The organism is Microbacterium sp. SD291 (assembly GCF_017355365.1).
In the GTDB taxonomy this organism is placed as follows: Bacteria; Actinomycetota; Actinomycetes; order Actinomycetales; family Microbacteriaceae; genus Microbacterium.
Map to the genome: position 1 here is coordinate 1 of NZ_JADIJR010000018.1, position 21,564 is coordinate 21,564.

Here is a 21,564-nt window from a genome sequence, read left to right on the forward strand (position 1 = left end):
GTGTACGCCTCTGCGATGACACGTGGTGTGATGTCGGTGACGGGGGTGATTCCGAACTTCGGGATCAGGATGCTGTGAGCGATCCTCTTCCCTTCGGTGAACCACCCTCGTGAGATCTCTTCCTGCGCGAGGAGCAGCTCTGAGTGCTTGAGCCATTTCGCGACGACGGAGGAGAACGCCGCATCGTCCGTGTCGCCGTGGGTGTCGCTCTCGGGCGAGGTCTCCTGGAACAGTCTGGGGAAGCGCCCGTTGAGTTCGCGTTTGCCGGGCGGCCTCGGATGCGGCACGCGTTTGAGTGCGCTTGCGCACGCCGTCGAAGCGGCAGTACTCCTGCCGGATGCGTATACGTCCATCAGCGAGCGCGTGGACTTGGAAGTCTCCACGCTCGCCCGGGCTCAGTGAGACACGAGGCATCAGGCGGCTTCGAGCTTATGGAGCCACTCGAGCACCGCCCGCTTGTTCCATCGCAGGTGCTTCCCGAGCTTGAACGGCTTCGGGCCGGAGCCGATCTTCTGCCAGTAGTAGATCGTCTGCTTCGGCACCTGAAGGTAGTTGCTCAGCTCGTCGATCGTAAGCAGGTCCGGCAGATCGGTTACGTGCCGACCGTCAGCCAGATCGTCGGTCAGGGTCGTACTGGGGGTGGTTTCCGTCGTCATGGCCACCACATACCCAGTTTTCGGTCGTTGGTGATTGGCGACCGTTTCCGGTGATCGAGTGGTGTTGAAAAAGGGTGCAAAAAGGGTACTGGCCCCTATTTCGGCCTCGTCTACTGGATCATGAAACACGAAAAACCCCTGGTCACCCAAGGGTTTTCACGTGGACCTGAGGGGATTCGAACCCCTGACCCCCTGCATGCCATGCAGGTGCGCTACCAGCTGCGCCACAGGCCCAGATGCTTCCCCGGACCGGCCGGGGCAACTTGAAAAGAGTACTACAGGAATCTGCACGAGCACCAATCGAGCCGCGAGACCCGGGCGCGTCGGGGATGCTCTTCCCCCCAGCCGGAACAACGCCGCGGGCTCGCGCGTTCCACTTCAGCGTGAGCATCCTCGACAGCATCGTGATCGGCGCAGGGCAGGCGGGCCTGTCGGCCTCGTACCACCTGACCCGGCTGGGCATCACCCACGTGGTGCTCGACTCCGATGCCGAACCGGGCGGCGCCTGGCGGCATCGCTGGGATGCGCTCACGATGCGGGACGTGCACGGAGTGGCCGAGCTCCCCGGTGAGGCTCCACCGCCCCGTGACGAACAGCGTGCGAACGTCGCCGTCCCGGCGTACTTCGCCGCCTACGAGCGCACGCACGGACTCCCCGTCGTCCGCCCTGTGCGGGTCGACCGTGTCGACGATGAGGACGGCATCCTCGTCGTGCGCGCAGGGCATCGCGAATGGCGCGCCCGCACCCTCGTGAACGCGACCGGCACCTGGACCCAGCCGTTCCTGCCCCACTACCCGGGGATGGAGACGTTCCTCGGCGAGCAGCTGCACACGGTGGAGTATCCGGGGCCGGAGCATTTCGCGGGCAAGCGCGTGCTCGTGGTCGGCGGCGGTGCGTCCGCGGTGCAGTTTCTGGGCGCGCTCGCCCCGCTCACGGACACGCTGTGGGCGACTCGGCGGGAGCCGATCTGGCGTGATGACGACTTCACGCCGGAGGCCGGCGCCGCGGCGGTGGCCCTCGTCGAGCAGCGGGTCGCCGCAGGGCTCCCGCCGCAGAGCGTGGTCAGCGTCACCGGCCTCATGCTGCGCCCACAGGAGCAGGAGGCCGAGAGGCTCGGCGTGTATGCGGCGAGGCGGCCGATGTTCGACCGCATCGAACCCGACGGCGTCCGATGGGCCGACGGCTCCTTCGAGCGCGTCGACGTGATCCTGTGGGCGACCGGCTTCCGGCCGGCCATCGGGCATCTCGCACCGTTGCATCTGCGCAGCGCCGCCGGCGGCATCCAGCTCGATCGCCACGGCCGGGGCACGACCTCCGTCGCCGACCCGCGCATCCAGCTCGTCGGCTACGGTCCCTCCGCCAGCACGATCGGGGCCAACAGGGCGGGCAGGTCGGCTGCGAAGGGCGTGCAGCGGATGCTGGCCGCCGAACTCGCCGCCATGGGGTGAGCGTCCGGAAGTCGTGTTCGGTAGGGGAGCCGCGTCACTACGCTGTGAGCATGATCCGCATCGCCCTCCTGGTCGTCTGGCTGCTCCTCTCGGCGTGGCTCGTCATCTGGACCGGCGAGGGACTGTTCGGCAGGAACCAGCGGGACTCGATCCTCCCGTTCGGCGGCGGGCTCGGCGGGCCGATCATGATCGGCGTCGCCTGGGGCCTGATCCTCACCTTCGGCGGCACCATGTCGGGACTCGGCCGCCGGCGGAAGGTGCGCGGCGATGCGCAGATCGGCGTGGGGCGCATCGTGGAGGTCTCCCGGACCGGCCTGACCGTGAACGACGTGCCGCAGTACGACCTGTTCATCCGGGTGACCCCGCGTGCCGGTGACGAGTTCGTCGGCCAGCTGCGGATGCTGGTGGATGCAGCGGAGGTCGCAGCCCCTCAGCCCGGCCTTCCGGTGCCGGTGCGCTACAGCCTCACGGATCAGGACACCGTGGAGCTGGCGGATATCACGGACCCCGTCGTGCGCGATGCGATGCTGCAGTGGCGCATCGAGCGCGGCCTGATCGATCCGACGCAGGTCCGTGCCCGCACCACCGGCATGCAGATTCCGGCATCCGTGCTGGACGTCAGGCCGACCGGGCGCCGCAGGGAAGGGCAGAGCGAGCTCGCACTGAGGGTGCTGATGGCGCCGGACGGTGCATCGACCTGGGAGGCGGAGACCACCGTGTTCGTGTTCCCGGAGGCGATCTCCCGGCTGCAGGTCGGGTCTCCCGTCTGGGCCTTCTACCGGCGTGAGGATCCGCACACCGTCGCGGTGACGATCGAGCAGGAGGCGGGCCGATGAATCCTCTCGACACCCTGATCTGGCTGGTGAACTTCCCGGCCTCGCGTGGCTACGCGATGGTCTTCATCGCCGGCTTCTCGATCCTCGGCCTGTTCGCGATGTCGCTGTCGGGTGCGACACCGGATGCCGCGCTGCGCCGCATCCGGGAGCGGGAGGGGCTGCTGCGTCCGGAGGACGCGCCGCGCGGCGTGATCGGCAGGAGCGTCCTGCGATACGTGTTCCGCGTTCTCGCGGTGCTCATGCTGGCGAACCTCGCGATCGGCATCCTGAGCCTCACAGGCGTCCCGGTGACGCGGGCGTACATCCATGAGCACGGCCAGCCGACCACGGCGACGCGCGACGGCGACTGGGTGACCTTCACGACGAGCACCGGAGTCGAGTACACGCTGGAGAGCGACTTCTTCACCCCTGCGGTGTACCCGGATCGCGATGCGTTCATCTCCTCCGGCGACCAGGTCGTCGTGCGGTACCTGCCAGGCCACCCGCAGGCGTTCGTCATCGACAGCACGCAGACGCCGCGCTGAGCGCCCAGCCGCGTGCCCGGAGGGGCGCGTAGGGTGAAGACATGTCGCGCATCATCGTCTTCGGCGGCCATGGCCGCATCGCCCTGCTGCTCGCACCGCTGCTGACCGCCCGCGGAGACGAGGTCACCGCCGTGATCCGCAACCCCGCGCACGGCGCCGAGGTCGAGCAGGGCGGCGCGCACGCCCTCGTCGCCGATGTGGAGAGCCTCGACACGGATTCCCTCGCCGAGATCATCCGCGGACACGATGCGGTCGTGTGGTCGGCCGGCGCCGGAGGGGGCGAGGCCTCCCGGACATACGCGGTCGATCGCGACGCCGCGATCCGCACGATGGATGCCGCCGGGAGCGCCGGCGTCCGCCGCTATCTGATGGTCTCCTGGATCGGGTCGAAGGCCGACCACGGCGTGCAGCCGGATGCCGACTTCTTCCCGTACGCGGACGCGAAGTGGGCGGCGGACGAATACCTGCGGGCGAGCGGCCTCGACTACACCGTGCTCGGACCGGGAACTCTCACCTTCGACGAGCCGACCGGCCTCATCGAACTCGACGCACCGGGTCGCGGCGCCGTCTCCCGCGCGGATGTCGCGGCCGTGATCGCCGCCGCTCTCGTGCAGCCGGCCACCGTCGGGCGGACGATCCGCTTCGGCAACGGCACGTCAGGCGCAGCGGAGACAGGCACCGCCGAGTCGAACACCGCCGACTCGCACACCGCCGAGCCGATCGAGACCGCTCTCGCGTGAGCACCGGCACCCGGGTCATCGGCGCCATCGCCGCGCTGGTGATCGCCGCACTCGCCGCCGGCTGTGCACCCGAGCCGGGCGGCGCCTCGTCGACCGTGCGACCGCGGCAGGTCCCGGCTCCCTCGCCGTGGCCGACCGCTGACCCGGCGGCCGACCTCGTCCGCACGATGAGCACGGCCGAGCGGGCCGCGAGCATCGTGATGGGGCACATCCCCGGCACGGATCCGGACGCGCTGCGTGCGTACATGGCGCAAGGGCTCGGCGGCTTCATCCTGATGGGTGCGAACATCCCCGCGACGGAGCCGGAGCTGCAGGCCCTCACGACGGCGCTCGCAGTGGACTCCGCCCTGCCGCCGCTGATCGCCGTCGACCAGGAGGGCGGGCTCGTCTCCCGGCTGCACGACGACGTGTTCGCGGCATCCGACACGCTGAAGTCTCTTCCGGTCGCCGCCACGACCACAGCCTTCTCCGCGCGTGCAGAGCTCGTCGCGCGCGCCGGCATCACCGTGAACTTCGGCACGGTCGCCGACGTCACGGCCGACCCTGGGTCGTTCATCCACGGGCGGGCGCTCGGCGTCGATCCGGCGAGCGCCGCGGATCGGGTCGCCGCGGCCACGACGGCGCAGGAGCCGTATGTCGCCTCGACCCTCAAGCACTTCCCCGGGCACGGGGCGGCCGCAGGGGATTCCCATCACGCGATACCCCGCACGGAGCTGACTCTCGAGGACTGGCGCGGGGCGGATGCCGTGCCCTTCGCCGCGGGCATCGACGCGGGCGCCCGCCTGCTGATGTTCGGCCACCTGTCGTATCCCGCCATCGACGCCGCGCCGGCTTCGCTGTCGCCCGCCTGGTACGAGATCGCCCGGGAGGAGCTCGGCTTCGAGGGGGTGGCCGTCACGGACGATCTAGGGATGCTGCAGTCGTCGGGGAATCCCGCCTACGCCGATCCCGTCGCGGTGGCGATCGCCGCGGTGGCGGCCGGAAGCGACCTGGTCCTGATGATCGCGGGATCCACATCCGACACGGCGGGGCAGATCGTGGACGGCCTCGTGGCGGCGGCCGAATCCGGCGCACTGCCGGAGGAGCGCCTCGAAGAGGCCGCGCTGCGCGTGATGCGGCTGCGCCTCGACCTCAGCTGACCAGCCAGGCGTCGAGCAGGCGGCTCCGGATGACCGCACCGCGCTCGGCGAAGGCGCGCTGCCGGCGCACGTACTCCGCCTTGCCCTCTGCCGTCTCGATCGGCACCGGCACGACATCCCACGCGGCCAGATCGTAGGGGGCCGCCTCCATGTCGAGCAGCCTGATGTCGCGCGCCAGCTCGAATGCGTCCAGCAGCAGCTCGCCGGGAACCAGCGGCCCGAGCTTCATCGCCCACTTGTACAGATCCATGCCCGCGTGCAGGCAGCCAGGCTGCTCGAACAGGGGCTGCTCGTCGCGGCTGAGCGGCCTGCGGTTGCGCGGCACCGCTTCGGGGGTGAAGAAGCGGAACGCGTCGAAGTGCGTGCAGCGCAGGTCGTTGCTCTCCACGACCACGTCGGTGCCCGCCTGTCCGAGTCGCAGCGGCACCGGATGCCGGTGCTCATCCGCCCGGTACACCATCGCCCACTCGTGCAGCCCGAAGCAGCCGAACTGACCGGGGCGCGATGCTGTGCGGCGCAGCATCCGCTCGACGAGTCCGGCGAGATCCGGCTTCTCCTTTGCGAACGCGACGGCATCCGGCGTCGCGCCGTCGGCCGTCGCGCCGGGGGAGTACCAGCGCCAGGAACGACGCTCGGCGGCATCCTCGAGCTCGACGCCGGCGCCCGGATGCCAGCGGGCGAGCTGCGCCGGCTTGTACGAGTAGTACGTGAACAGGAAGTCCCAGACCGGATGTCGCTCCCCCCGCGCCGCGCGTGCGCGGTGCTCCGCGGTCAGCGACTCCGCGCGCTCCCGGTGCTCCTCGGCGCGCGCGCTCCACTGCGCGCGCGGCAGGAGGGAGCGGATGGGAGGCACCACTCGAGGATAGACGTCCAGTCGCCTCTCGGGCGCCAGGCGTAGAATCGGCGCATTCGGCCCCCGACCGGAGCGATACGCCATGCCCTCTCCTGCATCCGATACCCCGACCCCCGTGTTCGTCGACCCTCGCGGTCGACGTCGTCACTGGGCGGTGCTCGCGGCCTGGACGGGCTCCGCGCTCGCCGGAGCCTACCTCGTGCTCGTCGCCAGCGCCCTCCTCGGCGGACCCACCATCGACGCGCCCTTCCTGCCGTCCCCGGTGACCGCGGTCGGCCCCGCGCAGGAGACCACCTCGCTGGTCGTGACGCCGTCTGCCCCTGAGCCTGCCGACGAGGATCCGGAACCGGTCGCCGACGTCTCCGAGACGAGCCACGACGTCCCCGTCGAGGCCGTCGAGACGGTCACCCCCGCGCAGGCGACGGTCCCCGTCGTTCCCGTGACCGGAGACGTCGCTCCCGGCCAGTCCGAGAACGCCGCAGCCACCGGCGCGGAGCACCGGGCGACGCCGGAGCCCGGCGGTCCGGAGCGGCCTCAGCCGTGAGCCAGGTGCCGCTCACGCGTAAGGCGGCCCGGTACGACGCGCGAACCGTGCGGGTGCGCGCGCACTGGGTGTCACTGGTCGCCGTGCTGCTGGCCGTCGCCGCCGCGCTGGCGATCCAGGGCTACACGCAGCATCTCTCGTCCCTCCAGGAGCGCGCGCCGTCCCCTTCTGCCGCTCACGGCGTCGTTCCGGTCGAGGCGGCGTCGGGGCCGCCGATCCTCGATCCTGGCTCCGCAGTCCCGGCCGTGGCACCGCGAGAGGGCACGCTCGCGCTGACCTTCGACGACGGACCCGATCCGCGATGGACGCCGAAGATCCTCGACGTGCTCGCGGCGCATGACGTCCACGCGACGTTCTTCGTGGTCGGCACTGCGGCGGCGCAGCATCCGGACCTGATCCGTCGCATGATCGCCGAAGGTCACGAGGTCGGCGTGCACACGTTCACCCACGCCGAGCTGGCCGGTACCCCGCAGTGGCGGTCCAACCTCGAGTTCGGCGCCGCCCAGTCCGCTCTCGCCGGTGCCGGCGGCATCACTTCGTCGCTGTTCCGCCCGCCGTACAGCTCCTCGACCGCGGCCCTCACCGACGCGACCTGGTCGGTCGTGGGCGACGCGGCGTCCCGCGGATACATCTCGGTGCTGACGACGCTGGACAGCCGGGACTGGGAGCGCCCCGGCGTGGGGCAGATCGTCGAGAACTCCACGCCGGCGTCACCGCAGGACGGCAGCATCCTGCTCATGCACGACGGTGGCGGCGACCGGTCGGAGACCGTCGCCGCACTCGACGAGCTTCTGACGCGGTACGCGGACGCAGGGATCGAGGCGACGACGGTGAGTGATGCAGCCGGCCTGTCCGGAGCGGTCTCGGAGGCGTCGGCGCTCGAGCGCACCGGAGGGACGGCGCTCATCGTGGCGCTGTGGGTGAGCGGCGCAGTGGTCGCCCTGATCACGGTCGGGCTTGTCGTCGCCGGCATCGTCATGCTGGTCAGGGCCGTGCTGGTCGTCGCCCTCGCGATGCGGCACCGGCGCGCCGCGAAGGCCGCAGCCCGCCGGCGGCGCTGGATCTTCGACGGAGACGTCTCGGTGATCGTGCCCGCGCACAACGAGGCGGCCGGCATCGAGGCGGCAGTGCGCTCGATCGCCGCGTCCAGCCGTCCCGTGGAGATCATCGTCGTCGACGACGGCTCCACAGACGCGACGGCCGAGATCGTCGCGGGTCTCGATCTGCCGAACGTGCGCCTGATCACCCAGCCGAACGGTGGCAAGCCGTCTGCGCTCAACGCCGGCATCGCCGCGGCGACCGGCGAGCTGATCGTCATGGTCGACGGTGACACCGTGTTCGAAGAGGAGACCGTCGAGCGGCTCATCCAGCCTTTCGCCGATCCGGCCGTCGGCGCGGTGTCCGGCAACACGAAGGTCGCGAACCGCGAGGGCGTGCTCGGCGCCTGGCAGCACATCGAGTACGTCGTGGGATTCAACCTCGACCGCCGTCTCTTCGACATCGCCGAGTGCATGCCCACCGTCCCCGGGGCGATCGGCGGCTTCCGCCGGACGGCGCTGGAGCGCGTGGGCGGCGTCAGCGAGGACACGCTCGCGGAGGACACCGACCTGACGATGTCCCTGTGCCGCGACGGCTGGCGGGTCGTGTATCAGGAGGACGCCCGAGCATGGACGGAAGCGCCGGCGACTCTGGGGGCCCTGTGGAAGCAGCGCTACCGCTGGTGCTACGGCACCCTTCAGGCGATGTGGAAGCATCGTGGCGCCGTCGCCGAGCGCGGCGCCGGAGGGAAGCTGGGTCGTCGCGGGCTCGTCTACCTGCTCGTGCTCCAGGTCCTTCTGCCGCTGTTCGCTCCCGTGGTGGACGTCTTCGCCGTCTACGGCCTGCTGTTCCTCGACCCGCTGCGCATCGCCCTGCTGTGGCTCGCCTTCCTCGCGATCCAGGTCGCGATGGCGGTGTACGCGTTCCGGATCGACGGCGAACGGCTGAGGCCGCTGTGGACCCTCCCGCTGCAGCAGGTGGTGTACCGCCAGCTGATGTACCTGGTGGTCATCCAGTCCGTGTTCACCGCCGTCGCGGGCACCCGCCTGCGCTGGCACCGCATGCAGCGCTACGGATCGCTGAAGGTCCCGCAGAGCGCCGTCTGAGCGATCGACGCCGCCGGCGGGGTCAGTGCAGGATGCCGGTCTCGCTGAGCAGGTCGCGCAGGCCCGCGCCGTCCTCGGCGCTCACCCACGGGGCGGCGTGCTCGGCGAGGTGCTCCTTGTCGGCACGCCCTCCGGCGAGCACGGCCTCGGCGGGGAGCAGCCGGCGGATCGCGACTCCGGCGACCGCATCAGGGTGCTCTGCCATGAACTCGGAGTAGATCGACTCGTCGTGCTGGCCGTCGTCGCCGATCAGAAGCCACTTCACGTGCGGGAACTCGGTGGCGAGACGGCGGAGGTTGGTGAGCTTGTGCTCGCGTCCGCTGCGGAACCAGCGGTCGTGGGTGGGACCCCAGTCGGTGAGGAGCATGGAGCCGGCGGGGAACAGGTGCCTGCCGAGGAAGCGTCGCAGCGTCGGTGCGATGTTCCAGGCGCCGGTCGACAGGTAGACCATCGGGGCGCCGGGATGCTGGCGCAGCAGCTGGTCGAGCAGCACTGCCATGCCGGGGACGGGGAGGCGGGCGTGCTCGTCGACGACGAACGAGTTCCACGCGGCGATGAACGGGCGGGGGAGTGCGGTGACCATGACGGTGTCGTCGACGTCGGAGAGGACGCCGAAGCGGGTCGACTCGGCGACGACGAAGGCCGTGGCCTCGACGGGATCCTGGCCCTCCACCTCGATCGTGAAGGTCTGCCACCCGGGGGCGAGCTCGGCGTCGACGACCGCGTCGATCACGCCGCCGCGATCCGCCACGATCTCGTGAACCGAGTCGCCGATGCGCACGGTTGCGGTGGCGAAGCTCACCGGGATGCCGACGAAGCTGCGCCAGCCCCGCACGCTGGCGGGCTCCCCGCTTCTGGTGCGACGCTGCGGCGGGACGATGAGCACCCTGCCGACGACGCGCACCCACCCCGGTCCGCCGTAGCCGGGGAACGGCAGGATCGTCGCGGTGCGGCCGCGACGGCGCGCTCGTCCCTCGCGCCACACGTGGAAGCGGTGCTCGAGACGGGCGAACCAGTGGATTCTGGGCGCCGAGGGTGCGGAGGCCATTGCCTCAGTCTTTCACGTCGGCGTCGGCGGCCGCGTCCGGAGTCTCGAGGTGTCGTGCCTCCAGACGATGCAGCAGCTTCTTGCCGAGGAAGACGAGGAGCAGGAACACGACGATCGCGCCGACGAAGATGTAGCCCGCGAAGTGCACCTGATCGACCAGCCGGCGGAATCCGCCCGCCGCGAGCGAGGCGACGCTCACGTACACCGCAGCCCACAGCACGCACGCAGGAGCCGTCCAGGAGAGGAAGCGGCGGTAGCCGAATCCGCTCATCCCGACAGTCAGGGGGACGAGCGAGTGCAGCACAGGGAGGAATCGGGACAGGAAGATCGCGACCCCGCCGCGCCGCTGCAGGTAGTTCTCCGCGCGCCGCCAGTTGTGCTCGCCGATGCGCCGGCCGACCCACGACGACCGGATATGCGGCCCGATCCACCTGCCGAGCGCGAAGCCGATGCTCTCTCCGATGAGAGCGCCGATCACGACCGCGATCCCGAGAGCGATACCCTCGACCGGATTCGCGACTCCGATCGCGGCGACGATGACGACCGTGTCGCCAGGGACGATCAGGCCGATCAGGATGCTCGTCTCGAGGAGCACCGCGAGACCCGCGACGAGCGTGCGGGTGACCGGGTCGATCGACTGCACGTAGTCGAGGATCCACAGCAGAACGTCGTCCACCCCATGAGGATACGGGAGCAAGCCGGGTCCTAGGCTGGAAAGGTGCCTCGATCCCTGACCGCTCGCGTCCTCCCGGCGTGGGTGGACCCCGCGGCGCTGTTCCTCTCGCTCGAGCGGAACGCCGGGGATGTCTTCTGGCTGGATGCCGGGGCGGATGCCGCCGACGGGTGGAGCTTCATCGGCACGGGGGAGCAGGCCTCGCTCCCGGTGGACGTCAGGCTGGACGAGGCCCGCCCTGTCGCTGCCGGCGAGCCGCCGTTCCGCGGCGGCTGGGTCGGCTGGTACGACTATGAGAGCGGGGCACGGCGGGCCGGAGCGCCGGTCGCGGATGCCGCGGGCACCGAGGGTGGCGCGTGGCTGCGGGTGACCCGGGCCGTCGCCCTGGATCACGGGGCCCGTCGCGCATGGGTGCTCGCCGAGGCAGACGACCTCGACGACTGGGAGTCGTCGGTGCGGGAACGGCGGGCTGCGGCATCCGCTCCGCCGGCCGGACCGGCCCCGACCCTGGCGATCGCGCGCCACACGCCGGACGAGTACACCGCGCTCATCGAACGCTGCCGCGAGCTGATCAGGGCGGGGATCGCATACCAGCTCTGCCTCACCACCCGCTTCAACGTGCCGGGGGCGCATGACGCCGTCGCCGCATACCTCCGGCTCCGCTCCGCCACGCCCGCGCACCACGGCGGCTTCCTGCGCATCGGCGACCGTGCGCTGCTGAGCGCGAGCCCGGAGCAGTTCCTGCACGCAGAAGGCGGAGTCATCCGCACCAGGCCGATCAAGGGCACCCGTCCGCGGAGCGCAGACCCGGCTGCGGATGCCGCACTCGCCGCAGAGCTCGCGGCCGATGCGAAGGAGCGCGCCGAGAACGTGATGATCGTCGACCTGATGCGCAACGACCTGTCGCAGGTGTGCGTGCCGGGGTCGATCCGCGTCGACGGCCTCTGGGTCGTCGAGAGCTATCCGGCGGTCCATCAGCTGGTCAGCACCGTGAGCGGAACCGCCGCCCCCGGGACCACGGTCGGAGCGCTGCTGGACGCGAGCTTCCCCGCCGGCAGCATGACCGGCGCCCCCAAGCTCTCGGCGATGACCCGGCTGCGCGAGCTCGAGGGCGGGCCGCGCGGGGTGTACGCCGGCTGCTTCGGGCACGTCGGCGTCGACGGCACGCTGGATCTGGCCATGGTCATCCGCAGCATCGTGATCGACGGCGAGGGTGCGGTGGTCGGCGCCGGCGGCGGGATCACGTGGCGATCGGTCGCGGCATCCGAGGTGGCGGAGGTGGCGACCAAGGCGAGGGCGCCCCTGGCGGCGCTGGGCGCGGAAATGCCCCCGGCCTGGGGTTCCGATATCCTGAACTGATCCCGATTTTCCCTTCAGATTGGTTGTGCGTTCGTGGCTTCGAACCTGTCCTCCGCTCCCGTCGACGAGGAGGCCTCCTCGCCGCACGCCATCCAGGCCAAATGGCAGAAGTACTGGGCAGAGAACGAGACCTTCCTCACGGGCGGCGACGATGACACGCGCCCCCGCCGCTACGTCCTCGCGATGTTCCCGTACCCCTCCGGCGACCTGCACATGGGGCACGCCGAGAACTACCTGTACTCCGACATCGTGGCGCGCTTCTGGCGGCACCGCGGGCACAACGTCCTGAACCCGATCGGATGGGACTCCTTCGGTCTGCCCGCCGAGAACGCGGCGATCCGCCAGGGTGCCGACCCGCGTGAGTGGACGTATCAGAACATCGCGCAGCAGAAGAAGGCGTTCCAGTCATACGGCGTCTCCTTCGACTGGTCGCGCGTGCTGCACACCTCCGACCCCGAGTACTACCGCTGGAACCAGTGGCTGTTCCTGAAGCTGCACGAGCGCGGTCTCGCGTACCGCAAGAAGAGCGCCGTGAACTGGTGCCCGAACGACCAGACGGTGCTCGCGAACGAGCAGGTCGTCGACGGGCGCTGCGACCGCTGCGGCGCCGAGGTCGTGAAGAAGAAGCTCACGCAGTGGTACTTCAAGATCACCGACTACGCCGACCGTCTGCTGGACGACCTGAACCAGCTCGAGGGGTTCTGGCCGCACAAGGTGCTGCAGATGCAGCGCAACTGGATCGGCCGCTCGGTCGGCGCCGATGTCGATTTCCGCATCGAGGGACGCGAGGAGCCGGTCACGGTGTTCTCGACCCGTCCTGACACCCTGCACGGCGCGACCTTCTTCGTCGTCGCCCCCGACGGCGACCTGGCGGCCGAGCTGGCTGCCGAAGCACCCGCTCAGGTGCGCGAGCGCTTCCAGAGCTACCTGTCGGAGGTGCAGAAGGAGACCGACATCGACAGGCAGGCCACCGACCGGCCGAAGACCGGAGTGTTCCTGGAGCGCTACGCGATCAACCCGGTCAACGGCGAGAAGCTGCCGATCTGGGCGGCCGACTACGTGCTGGCCGACTACGGACACGGTGCCGTGATGGCGGTTCCCGCACATGACCAGCGCGACCTCGACTTCGCCCGCGCGTTCGACCTCCCGGTCAAGGTCGTCGTCGACACGACCGCGCCGATCACCGGTGCCATGCCGATCATCGAGGTCGACGATGAGGGCGTGCCGATCGACACCGGCCTCGCGTCGCTCGAGGAGCAGCACCCGTCGAGCACGGGCGTCGCACTCACCGGCGAGGGCCGGATGATCAACTCCGGCGCTCTCAACGGGCTGTCCAAGCGCAACGCGATCGCCCGTGCGATCGAGCAGCTCGAGGGGTCCGGCACCGGCCGTGCGGCGAAGAACTACCGCCTCCGTGACTGGCTGATCTCCCGGCAGCGCTTCTGGGGCACGCCGATCCCGATGCTGCACGCGGAGGACGGCCGGATCATCCCGGTCGCCGAAGACCAGCTGCCGGTGAAGCTGCCGAGCGTGGAGGGACTCGACCTGAAGCCGAAGGGCGCGTCGCCGCTGGGCGCGGCCGAGAGCTGGGTGCAGACCGTCGACCCGGCATCCGGCGATCCGGTGCTGCGCGACCCGGACACCATGGACACGTTCGTGGACAGCTCGTGGTATTTCCTGCGCTTCCTGTCGCCGAACAGTGACACCGTGGCGTTCGACCCCGCGCAGGCCGACCGGTGGGCGCCGGTGGATTCGTACATCGGCGGCGTCGAGCACGCGATCCTGCACCTGCTGTACGCGCGCTTCATCACGAAGGTGCTGTTCGACATGGGGCTGATCGACTTCACGGAGCCCTTCTCGAACCTGATCAACCAGGGCATGGTGCTGCTGGACGGCGCGAAGATGTCGAAGAGCAAGGGCAACCTGGTGCTCTTCGAGGAGGAGCTCGACGCCTACGGTGCTGACGCGCTCCGCGTCGGCCTGGCGTTCGCGGGCCCGGTCGAGGATGACAAGGACTGGGCCGACGTCTCCACGACAGGCGCCCAGAAGTTCCTGGCACGTGTGCTGCGCATCGCGAACGAGGTGTCGAGCCCCGTCGACGTCGTGTTCGACGGGGGAGACGCCGCCCTCCGGCGGGCGACGCACAAGCTCCTGGGCGAGGCGCCCGCTCTCGTCGAGCAGACGAAGTTCAACGTCCTGGTGGCGCGCCTCATGGAGCTCGCGAACCTCACCCGCAAGACGATCGACGGCCAGGCCGGCGCCGCGAACCCCGCGGTGCGCGAGGCTGCCGAGACGATCGCCGTGATGCTCGACCTGATCGCCCCGCACACTGCGGAGGAGATGTGGGAGATCCTCGGTCACGAGCCGTCCGTCGGCCTCGTCACGTGGCGCTCCGCCGACCCGGCGCTGCTCGTGGAGGACTCGATCACCGCCGTCGTGCAGGTGAACGGCAAGGTCCGCGCGCAGCTCGAGGTGCCGGCGCGCATCGGCGAGGCGGAGCTGGAATCGCTGGCCCGCGCGGACGAGCGCGTGATCCGGTCGATCGGCGACAAGGAGATCGTGAAGGTCGTCGTGCGCGCGCCGAAGATCGTCAGCATCGTCGTCAAGGGCTGAGTCGGGCTTGTACGTCTGCTGCTCGGACGACCCCGAACGCTGCGCGATCTCGGCCGACGCCATCACAGGGTGATCGTGCCGGGATGAGTGCGGCTACGGCCGATCCGGCGCGCGGACGGAGCTCCGAGAGCCGCTCATCGGGCAGGGTCTTGAGAGATCGTCGGGGGATCGTCGCGTCGACGGACGCCAATGTCCGATCGGCGCGCGTGCCACCCCGCGCCGACTGGCGCCAGGGGAGTGCTCGGCGGTGTGGGGCGGCCACGCCGGCCTCACTGCACACTCGAACGACACCCCCCAACTCTCCACAGGCCTCGGGATTCGGGGGCAGGTGGGTCTGCCTACAGGCTTAGCGTGGCGGGATGCCACAGTCGCAGCCGCCGGTCACGCCCCCGCGGCGGCTGCGACTGAGTATCGGCGCAGCGGTCGTGCTGGCACTCGTGGTGCTGTCCGCGGCCGTGGGACTCGGGATCATGCGCGGCCAGGCGTCGCCCAGCCAGACGGTTCCGCTTCCGGGCGCGGGAGCGGAAGTCGGTACGGATGGGACCCCGGTACCGTCGGCCGAGCTGTATGTGCACGTCCTCGGTGCGGTGGAGCACCCGGGGCTGTACGTGCTCGGCGTGGATGCACGCCTGGTCGATGCCGTCGCCGCTGCCGGTGGAACGACTGATGACGCGGATCTCGCTGCGATCAATCTGGCCAGAGCGCTCGAGGACGGCGAGCAGATCATCGTCCCGGTGGTGGGGGCGACGCCCCCGGATGCCGGCGGGGGCGCCGCACCGTCGGACGGTCTCATCGACCTGAACGCTGCGGATCAGGCGGCGCTGGAGACGCTGCCGCGGATCGGCCCCGCGCTGGCCGAGCGCATCATCGCCTGGCGCGAAGAGAACGGCAGGTTCCGCTCGGTCGACGATCTTCTCGCCGTCCCCGGGATCGGCGAGAAGCTCCTGAGCGGCATCCGTGATGCGGTGCGGGTATGAGACGCGACCTGCGCCTGATCCCGGTGGCTGCAGTTGCGTGGGGCGTCGCGCTCCTGTGCGTCTTCCAGCCGGCGGCCGCAGGCTGGTGTCTGCCGGTCGGCGCCGGCGGCCTCGCAGTGACCTCCGTGGTCCTCGCCGGGCGGCAGCGGGATCGGCGAGCGCTCGTGCGGGGCGGCCTCGCGGTGGTGCTGCTCGCGGCGTCGGCCGCGGTCGCCTTCACAGTCACGACCGCTCTTCCCGGCAGGGAGGCCACGGCTTCATGGGACGGCCGTGCGGTCGAGATCACCGGCGAGATCAACTCCTCCGCCTCCGTCGGGCAGGACGGAAGGCTCTGGGTCGACGTGCAGCTCACCGGCATCGGCCCTCCCGGAGTGGTGCGGCCGCTCTCGGCGCCGGTCCGGGTCGGCCTCGAGCCGGCCGACGGCTACGACATGGGAGCCGCCATCCGCGTCGTCGGCCAGGCGGTCGCGACGGACGCAGGTGAGCGCTCGGCACTCGTCGTGTTCGCGAGCACTGCCGTCGTCGAAAGGCCGGCGGAGGGCGCCTTCGCCGCCGCCGCGGGCATCCGCGAGGCGTTCGTGGAACGGTCGATCCGGCTGCCGGAGCCCGGCGCCGGGCTGCTGCCCGGCCTCGCGGTCGGCGACACCAGGGCCGTCACTCCGGAGCTGAACGATGAGATGCGCACGAGCGGGCTGAGTCACCTGACGGCGGTGTCCGGGGCGAACTGCGCGATCGTCGTCGGCGCGGTGTTCTGGCTCACGGCCCTGTGCGGAGGAGGGCGCGGTCTGCGGGTGCTCGCGGCCTCGGCGGCACTGGCGGGGTTCGTGGTGCTGGTGACTCCGGAGCCGAGCGTCATCCGCGCGGGCGTCATGGCGGGGGTCGCGATGCTGACCGTGCTGCTCGGCCGGCCGAGCGCTGGTGCAGGGATGCTGGCGCTGTGCGCGGCGGGGATACTCATCGGCGACCCGTGGCTGGCATCCACACCCGGTTTCGCGCTCTCGGTCGCGGCATCCGGCGCGCTGATCCTGCTCGCGCCGCCGCTGTCGAGGGGGCTCGGACGATGGATGCCGCAGCCGATCGCGCTGGCCCTCGCCGTGCCGCTCGCCGCTCAGCTGGCGTGCGGCCCGATCATCGCCCTGTTCGCCGAGCAGCAGTCGCTGATCGGGATCGCGGCGAACCTGCTCGCGGCTCCTGCGGCGCCGATCGCCACCGTGATCGGGCTGCTCGCCTGCCTCGCTGCGCCGCTGCCGATGATCGCCGATCTGCTCGCCGCATGCGCCTGGCTCCCTGCCGCGTGGATCGCGACCACCGCGACCGTGAGCGCCGGCCTGCCGGTCGCCGACATCGTGCTCGTGCCGGGGTTCGGCAGCGCCCTGCTCGTCGGCGCCGTCAGTGCCGCCCTCGGGGTGGTCGTGCTCGGGCCGCGGGCGACAGGGCCGCCCCTGATCGTGGGGGTGCGCATCGCCTGGATGCAGTGGATCCGCGGCGCCGCAGCGGCGGTCCTGGTCGTCGTGATCTCCCTCGGCGGCGCGCATCTCATCCTCACCGGCCCGCTCGCGACCGCGACGAGCCCTGACGGCTGGGCGATCGCCGCATGCGATGTCGGGCAGGGCGACGCCCTGCTCGTCCGCTCGGAGGAGATGATCGCGCTGATCGACACCGGGCCCGCACCCGAGCCGCTGGCGGAGTGCCTGCGTGCGCTCGGCATCGACCGCATCGACCTGCTCGTCCTCACGCACTTCGATCTCGACCATGTGGGCGGCACGGATGCCGTCATCGGACGAGCGGAGCACGTCCTCCACGGCCCGGCGGGGGAGGCGGACGACGAGCGCCTGCTGGCGAGACTGGTCGAGGGCGGCGCGGACCTCACGGCGGCGGCATCCGGACTGCACGGCGTGCTCGGCGGAGCCTCATGGCGCGTGCTGTGGCCGCAGCGCGACTCGCTCGTATTCCCCGCGGGGAACGACGCGAGCGTCGTGATCGAGTTCGACGGCGGCGGGGTGCCGCGCTCGCTCTACCTCGGCGATCTCGCCGCCGAGCCGCAGCGGATGCTCCTGCGCACGGCCCGCCTCACGGGCGGTTACGCCGTGGTCAAGGTCGCGCATCACGGCAGCGCCGACCAGGACCCGGGTCTGTACGAGACGCTCCGGCCGGCGGCGGCGCTGTTCAGCGCCGGCGAGGACAACGACTACGGGCATCCGCGGGACGAGACCATCGACCTGCTCGCCGGCGTCGGGGCGCAGGTTCTCCGCACCGACCGGCAGGGCCGTATCCTCCTCGGCATCCGAGACGGCGTCCTCGAGGTGTGGACCGAGGAGCCGCCCTGACGAGGCTGTCGTGCGCCGAGGGCGACGTCGGCGGCCGCCGGTAGGCTGGGAGCATGGCAGCTCCGCGTTCCTCATCCCGTGGCGGGGCGAAGCCCACCAAGATCCCGCAGGTCTCCTGGCGTGAGCCTCGACCGGCGCCGGTGGTGCTCGTCTTCGGGCCAGAGGAGGTCTGCGCCGAGCGCGCGATCGCCGGCGTCCGCGACTATCTGCGTGCGGAGGATCCGGCGCTCGAGATCAGCGACGTCCGTGCCGACGACTACGCGCCCGGGACGCTGCTCTCGCTCACGTCGCCGTCGCTGTTCGGCGAGCCGCGCCTGGTGCGCGTCTCCGGCGTCGAGAAGTGCTCGGACGCGTTCCTCACGGAGGCCGTCTCGTACCTCGAGCAGACGCAGGAGGGCGCCACCGTCGTCCTCCGCCACAGCGGGGCCAGCGTGCGGGGCAAGAAGCTCCTCGATGCGCTTCGCGCCGGCGCGGGTGGGGGCGTCGAGATCGCCTGCCCCGCGATCAAGCGCGACAGCGACCGCGTCGACTTCGCCGCGGGGGAGTTCCGCGCCGCGAAGAAGCGCATCCAGCCCGCCGCCCTCCGCGCCCTCGTCTCCGCCTTCGCCGACGACCTCACGGAGCTCGCGGCCGCCTGTCAGCAGCTGATCGGCGATGTGGAGGGCGACATCGCCGAAGACGTCGTCACCAAGTACTACGGCGGCCGTGTGGAGGTGTCGGCCTTCGTGGTCGCCGACACCGCGATCGCCGGGCGCTACGGCGAGGCGCTCGTCGCGCTGCGCCACGCCCTCGCATCGGGCGCCGACCCGGTTCCGATGGTGGCCGCGTTCGCGATGAAGCTGCGCACCATGGCCCGCGTCGCGGGCAATCGGGAGCCCAGCCGTCAGCTCGCCCAGCGCCTCGGCATGAAGGACTGGCAGGTCGATCGCGCCCGGCGCGACCTGGCCGGCTGGAACGAACGCTCACTCGGCATGGCGATCCAGGCGACGGCGAGGGCTGACGCCGAGGTCAAGGGCGCCGCGCGCGACCCGATCTTCGCCCTGGAGCGCATGGTCACGGTCATCGCCACCCGCGAGCCCTTCGGGGCATAGCGAAAAGGCCCGCCTCCGAGGAGGCGGGCCTTTGTCACAGTGAGGGGACTCAGAGAGCCGCGACCTGCTTGGCGATGGCCGACTTGCGGTTCGCAGCCTGGTTCTGGTGGATGACACCCTTGCTGACGGCCTTGTCGAGCTTGCGGGCAGCGGTCTTCAGCGCGGCCTCGGCTGCAGCCTTGTCACCGGTGGCGACGGCGGCGCGTGCGGCGCGGACGTGCGTCTTGAGCTCGCTCTTCACGGCCTTGTTGCGCTCGTGAGCCTTCTCGTTGGTCTTGTTGCGCTTGATCTGCGACTTGATGTTTGCCACGTGTGGACGCTTTCTGTACAGGAGATATCGGAAATGCCGGCCGGAGAAGAGGGCTCCTGCACGGCGGTCGTGAGGGAAGAACCCACACGCAAGCCAAGAACCAACTCTACCAGCAGTCGGGCGGTTCACCCTAAACGGCGCCTGAAGGGTGCAGAATCAGGAAAGTCCCGACATCGACGTCAAGGAGCGACATGCATCCATCCGCCGCGGCGAACCCGCGATGACCCCCGCTTCGAAGGCGCGCGCGGGATGGATGACGCTGTTCACCCTCGCCTGGCTGGCGATCTGGACCGTGCAGCTGACGCCGGTGCAGCTGCTCCTCCCGCTTCAGCTGGACACCTCGGACGGCGACTGGATCTCCGGCGTCGTCTCCTCCGGGCTCGTTCTCGGGGTCGGCGGCCTCGCGGGCGTCGTGGCGGGTCCGGCCGCGGGAGCGCTGTCCGATCGCGCACCCGCAGGCAGGCACCGCCGACGCCCCTGGGCGCTCGCGGGGGTGTGGCTGACCGCGATCTGCCTCTTCGCCTGCGGCGGCGCGGAGGGCGCCTGGGCGGTCGGTGCCGCGTGGGTCGGCGTCTCGATCGGCGTGGCTGTCGCCTCGGCCGCGTTCACCGCGCTGATCGCCGATCAGCTTCCCGCCTCGCAGCGGGGCGCGGCATCCGCTGCCGTCGGCTCCAGCCAGGCCGTCGGCATCGTGCTCGGCGTCGGCCTCGTCGTGCTGCTCGGCCTCGGCATCCGCGACGGCTACACGCTGCTCGCGGTGGTCATCGCGGTCGCCGGCACGGTGGCTGCGCTGCTGCTCCCTGACCCCGCCGTGGCCATGCCCGTCCTGGAGAGAGCACGCAGACGGCCGCTCGCGTCGCTGCGCGACCGCGACTTCGCGTGGATGCTCTCCGGCAGGCTCGTCACCAACATCGGCAACGCGCTCGGCACGGCGCTGCTGCTCTTCTTCCTGCTGCACGGGCTGCACCAGCCGAGCGCCACCGCGCAGGACAACCTGCTGCTGCTGATCGTGGTGTACACGGTGTTCGTCGTGATCGCGTCGGTGGCCACCGGCATCCGCTCTGACCGCACGGGCGAGCGGCGACGGCTCACGGTCGCCGCCACCCTCGTGCAGGCCGCGTCCGGGGTGGTCATCGTGCTGGTCCCGACGTTCGAGGCGACGCTGGTCGCCGCAGCACTGATGGGCCTCGGCTACGGCGCTTTCTCCACCGTCGGCCTCGCGTTCGCCGCGGACCTCCTGCCGACCGAGGAGGATCACGGCCGAGACCTCGGCGTCGTCTACGTCACCGCCGCGCTCGGCCAGCTGGTCGGGCCGGTGCTCGGCGCAGGGCTCGTCGCCCTCACCGGAGGGTTCTGGCTGGTGTTCGCGGCGGCCGCAGTGCTCTCAGTGGCCGGCGGCATCCTCACCGCATTCGCGCGCCACCCGGTCCGTCGGCTGTGACGCCTGCGGACGCGGCGGAGACGGTCGATGCGTGCTCGAGTGTCGCGATCGCGACCCGCAGCACCGCATTGAAGACCTGCGGACGCATCGCGGTGACCAGGTGCGTCGTGCGCGGCACGATGATGAGGTCGGAGTGCGGGGCGAGCCGCCGGAACAGCTTCTCGCCCACGCGGAGCTGGTCGTACTGGCCGTTCACGAACCACAGCGGGATCCGGATCCGCCGCACCGCGGTCGCGAGATCGAGCGCCACCAGGTTCCGGAGCGCCGTGTCCTGCGTGTCCAGGGCGTAGCCGCCCGCGGCGAAGTCGGAGCGGGTCTCCACCGGGATCGTCGCGTCGAGGATCCTCTTCGTCAGCCACATCCCCCGATCGGGGAGGGAGTCGACGGCGCGGGCGAGCAGCCGGTACGTGGCCAGGCTCGCCCCCCTGGGCAGCGCGGTGCAGGACGCGGCGACGAGACCTGCGACCGGGGGCTTCTGGGCCCCGCCTGTGTAGGCCAGCGACAGCAGGCCGCCCATGGAGTGGCCGACCAGCAGCACCGGGCCCTTCTCGGACGCCGCGCGCACCGCGGCGTCGATCGTGTGCAGTGCTTCGTGCAGCGTGAAGTCCTCGTCCATCCGCGAGCCGTGCCCCGGCAGATCCACGGCCGTCGAGGCGATGCCCTCGGCATCCAGCCAGGCGAGCTGAGAGCGCCACATGGTGGCGGACGTGCGGATGCCGTGGACGAGGACGATCTGGACGCTCACGCCCTCAGCATAAGAGAAGCAGTATCAAGAGACGCAGGCATAGGAGAAGCGGACATGCAGAAAGCGGGGCCGGCGGACGAACCGCCGACCCCGCTT

At 70.8% G+C, this 21,564-nt stretch carries 20 protein-coding genes and 1 tRNA gene; 13 read left to right on the forward strand and 8 right to left on the reverse strand.

The window, feature by feature from the left end; all coding sequences use genetic code 11:
- The 3 genes from IPV10_RS11040 to IPV10_RS11050 form a co-directional block, all read right to left on the reverse strand.
- The coding region (locus IPV10_RS11040) for a hypothetical protein (RefSeq protein ID WP_207483762.1) at positions 1–287 on the reverse strand (287 nt) is incomplete at its 3' end.
- A gap of 126 nt (positions 288–413) precedes the next feature.
- Positions 414–656 (reverse strand): AlpA family transcriptional regulator, encoded by a 243-nt coding sequence (locus IPV10_RS11045; RefSeq protein ID WP_207483765.1) that lies wholly within the window; start codon positions 654–656, stop codon positions 414–416.
- A 161-nt stretch (positions 657–817) separates the two neighbouring features.
- Positions 818–890 (reverse strand) — tRNA-Ala (locus IPV10_RS11050).
- A gap of 149 nt (positions 891–1,039) precedes the next feature.
- Here IPV10_RS11050 and IPV10_RS11055 point away from each other — a divergent pair.
- From IPV10_RS11055 to IPV10_RS11075, 5 genes are read left to right on the forward strand one after another with little or no spacing between them, the layout of a single operon-like run.
- A complete protein-coding gene (locus tag IPV10_RS11055; RefSeq protein ID WP_207483769.1) occupies positions 1,040–2,104 on the forward strand; it encodes an NAD(P)-binding domain-containing protein in 1,065 nt (354 codons plus the stop codon).
- Positions 2,105–2,154: 50 nt separating this feature from the next.
- The gene (locus IPV10_RS11060) at positions 2,155–2,940 is read left to right on the forward strand and encodes a hypothetical protein (RefSeq protein ID WP_207483771.1); all 786 of its coding nucleotides are present in this window, start codon (positions 2,155–2,157) and stop codon (positions 2,938–2,940) included.
- Positions 2,937–3,464 (forward strand): hypothetical protein, encoded by a 528-nt coding sequence (locus IPV10_RS11065; protein WP_207483774.1) that lies wholly within the window; start codon positions 2,937–2,939, stop codon positions 3,462–3,464. The genes IPV10_RS11060 and IPV10_RS11065 overlap by 4 nt, the downstream gene beginning before the upstream one ends.
- 41 nt (positions 3,465–3,505) lie before the next feature.
- Positions 3,506–4,204, forward strand: a complete 699-nt coding sequence (locus tag IPV10_RS11070; protein WP_207483776.1) for an SDR family oxidoreductase — start codon at positions 3,506–3,508, stop codon at positions 4,202–4,204.
- On the forward strand, positions 4,201–5,343 hold the full coding sequence (locus tag IPV10_RS11075; protein WP_307861112.1) for a glycoside hydrolase family 3 N-terminal domain-containing protein: 1,143 nt from the start codon (positions 4,201–4,203) through the stop codon (positions 5,341–5,343). Before IPV10_RS11070 ends, IPV10_RS11075 begins: the two co-directional genes overlap by 4 nt.
- Here the strand turns inward: IPV10_RS11075 and IPV10_RS11080 are convergent.
- A complete protein-coding gene (locus IPV10_RS11080; RefSeq protein WP_207483779.1) occupies positions 5,336–6,196 on the reverse strand; it encodes a 3-methyladenine DNA glycosylase in 861 nt (286 codons plus the stop codon). The two genes, IPV10_RS11075 and IPV10_RS11080, sit on opposite strands and share 8 nt — an antisense overlap.
- A gap of 82 nt (positions 6,197–6,278) precedes the next feature.
- Here IPV10_RS11080 and IPV10_RS11085 point away from each other — a divergent pair, with 82 nt between their 5' ends.
- Together IPV10_RS11085 and IPV10_RS11090 are read left to right on the forward strand one after the other, a co-directional pair.
- On the forward strand, positions 6,279–6,740 hold the full coding sequence (locus IPV10_RS11085; RefSeq protein ID WP_207483782.1) for a hypothetical protein: 462 nt from the start codon (positions 6,279–6,281) through the stop codon (positions 6,738–6,740).
- Complete coding sequence (locus IPV10_RS11090; RefSeq protein ID WP_307861113.1) at positions 6,737–8,884, forward strand: glycosyltransferase; 2,148 nt, start codon at positions 6,737–6,739, stop codon at positions 8,882–8,884. The genes IPV10_RS11085 and IPV10_RS11090 overlap by 4 nt, the downstream gene beginning before the upstream one ends.
- Positions 8,885–8,906: 22 nt before the next feature.
- On the opposite strand, the gene IPV10_RS11095 is transcribed toward IPV10_RS11090, so the two are convergent.
- Both IPV10_RS11095 and IPV10_RS11100 read right to left on the reverse strand, forming a co-directional pair.
- Complete coding sequence (locus tag IPV10_RS11095; protein ID WP_207483785.1) at positions 8,907–9,932, reverse strand: App1 family protein; 1,026 nt, start codon at positions 9,930–9,932, stop codon at positions 8,907–8,909.
- Between the two features lie 4 nt (positions 9,933–9,936).
- Complete coding sequence (locus IPV10_RS11100; protein WP_207483788.1) at positions 9,937–10,608, reverse strand: DedA family protein; 672 nt, start codon at positions 10,606–10,608, stop codon at positions 9,937–9,939.
- 42 nt (positions 10,609–10,650) lie between these two features.
- Here IPV10_RS11100 and IPV10_RS11105 point away from each other — a divergent pair, with 42 nt between their 5' ends.
- The 5 genes from IPV10_RS11105 (at position 10,651) to holA (ending at position 18,972) form a co-directional block, all read left to right on the forward strand.
- Positions 10,651–11,964 carry an anthranilate synthase component I family protein gene (locus tag IPV10_RS11105; protein WP_207483791.1) on the forward strand — a complete coding sequence of 438 codons (1,314 nt, stop codon included), beginning with the start codon at positions 10,651–10,653 and terminating at the stop codon, positions 11,962–11,964.
- Between the two features lie 33 nt (positions 11,965–11,997).
- Positions 11,998–14,577, forward strand: coding sequence for a leucine--tRNA ligase (gene leuS / locus IPV10_RS11110; RefSeq protein ID WP_207483794.1), 2,580 nt, complete (start codon positions 11,998–12,000; stop codon positions 14,575–14,577).
- Positions 14,578–14,936: 359 nt separating this feature from the next.
- Positions 14,937–15,554: a ComEA family DNA-binding protein gene (locus tag IPV10_RS11115; protein WP_207483797.1), complete on the forward strand. Its 618-nt coding sequence runs from the start codon at positions 14,937–14,939 to the stop codon at positions 15,552–15,554.
- Positions 15,551–17,881: a ComEC/Rec2 family competence protein gene (locus IPV10_RS11120; RefSeq protein WP_207483800.1), complete on the forward strand. Its 2,331-nt coding sequence runs from the start codon at positions 15,551–15,553 to the stop codon at positions 17,879–17,881. The genes IPV10_RS11115 and IPV10_RS11120 overlap by 4 nt, the downstream gene beginning before the upstream one ends.
- 53 nt (positions 17,882–17,934) lie before the next feature.
- A complete protein-coding gene (gene holA, locus IPV10_RS11125; protein WP_207483802.1) occupies positions 17,935–18,972 on the forward strand; it encodes a DNA polymerase III subunit delta in 1,038 nt (345 codons plus the stop codon).
- A gap of 49 nt (positions 18,973–19,021) precedes the next feature.
- Here holA and rpsT read toward each other — a convergent pair whose 3' ends face one another.
- On the reverse strand, positions 19,022–19,282 hold the full coding sequence (gene rpsT, locus IPV10_RS11130; protein WP_207483805.1) for a 30S ribosomal protein S20: 261 nt from the start codon (positions 19,280–19,282) through the stop codon (positions 19,022–19,024).
- Positions 19,283–19,502: 220 nt separating this feature from the next.
- Here rpsT and IPV10_RS11135 point away from each other — a divergent pair, with 220 nt between their 5' ends.
- Positions 19,503–20,723 carry an MFS transporter gene (locus tag IPV10_RS11135; protein ID WP_242684886.1) on the forward strand — a complete coding sequence of 407 codons (1,221 nt, stop codon included), beginning with the start codon at positions 19,503–19,505 and terminating at the stop codon, positions 20,721–20,723.
- Here the strand turns inward: IPV10_RS11135 and IPV10_RS11140 are convergent.
- Complete coding sequence (locus IPV10_RS11140; RefSeq protein ID WP_207483808.1) at positions 20,686–21,468, reverse strand: alpha/beta fold hydrolase; 783 nt, start codon at positions 21,466–21,468, stop codon at positions 20,686–20,688. The two genes, IPV10_RS11135 and IPV10_RS11140, sit on opposite strands and share 38 nt — an antisense overlap.
- Positions 21,469–21,564 lie beyond the last annotated feature (96 nt).

What these genes read in the sequence shown, in the direction of transcription:
- IPV10_RS11060 (WP_207483771.1), top strand. Translation starts at nt 2,155, where the DNA reads ATGATCCGCATCGCCCTCCTGGTCGTCTGGCTGCTCCTCTCGGCGTGG.
- holA (WP_207483802.1), top strand. Translation starts at nt 17,935, where the DNA reads ATGGCAGCTCCGCGTTCCTCATCCCGTGGCGGGGCGAAGCCCACCAAG.
- IPV10_RS11115 (WP_207483797.1), top strand. Translation starts at nt 14,937, where the DNA reads ATGCCACAGTCGCAGCCGCCGGTCACGCCCCCGCGGCGGCTGCGACTG.
- IPV10_RS11045 (WP_207483765.1), bottom strand. Translation starts at nt 656, where the DNA reads ATGACGACGGAAACCACCCCCAGTACGACCCTGACCGACGATCTGGCT.
- IPV10_RS11070 (WP_207483776.1), top strand. Translation starts at nt 3,506, where the DNA reads ATGTCGCGCATCATCGTCTTCGGCGGCCATGGCCGCATCGCCCTGCTG.
- IPV10_RS11085 (WP_207483782.1), top strand. Translation starts at nt 6,279, where the DNA reads ATGCCCTCTCCTGCATCCGATACCCCGACCCCCGTGTTCGTCGACCCT.
- IPV10_RS11065 (WP_207483774.1), top strand. Translation starts at nt 2,937, where the DNA reads ATGAATCCTCTCGACACCCTGATCTGGCTGGTGAACTTCCCGGCCTCG.
- IPV10_RS11120 (WP_207483800.1), top strand. Translation starts at nt 15,551, where the DNA reads ATGAGACGCGACCTGCGCCTGATCCCGGTGGCTGCAGTTGCGTGGGGC.
- IPV10_RS11095 (WP_207483785.1), bottom strand. Translation starts at nt 9,932, where the DNA reads ATGGCCTCCGCACCCTCGGCGCCCAGAATCCACTGGTTCGCCCGTCTC.
- IPV10_RS11135 (WP_242684886.1), top strand. Translation starts at nt 19,503, where the DNA reads ATGACCCCCGCTTCGAAGGCGCGCGCGGGATGGATGACGCTGTTCACC.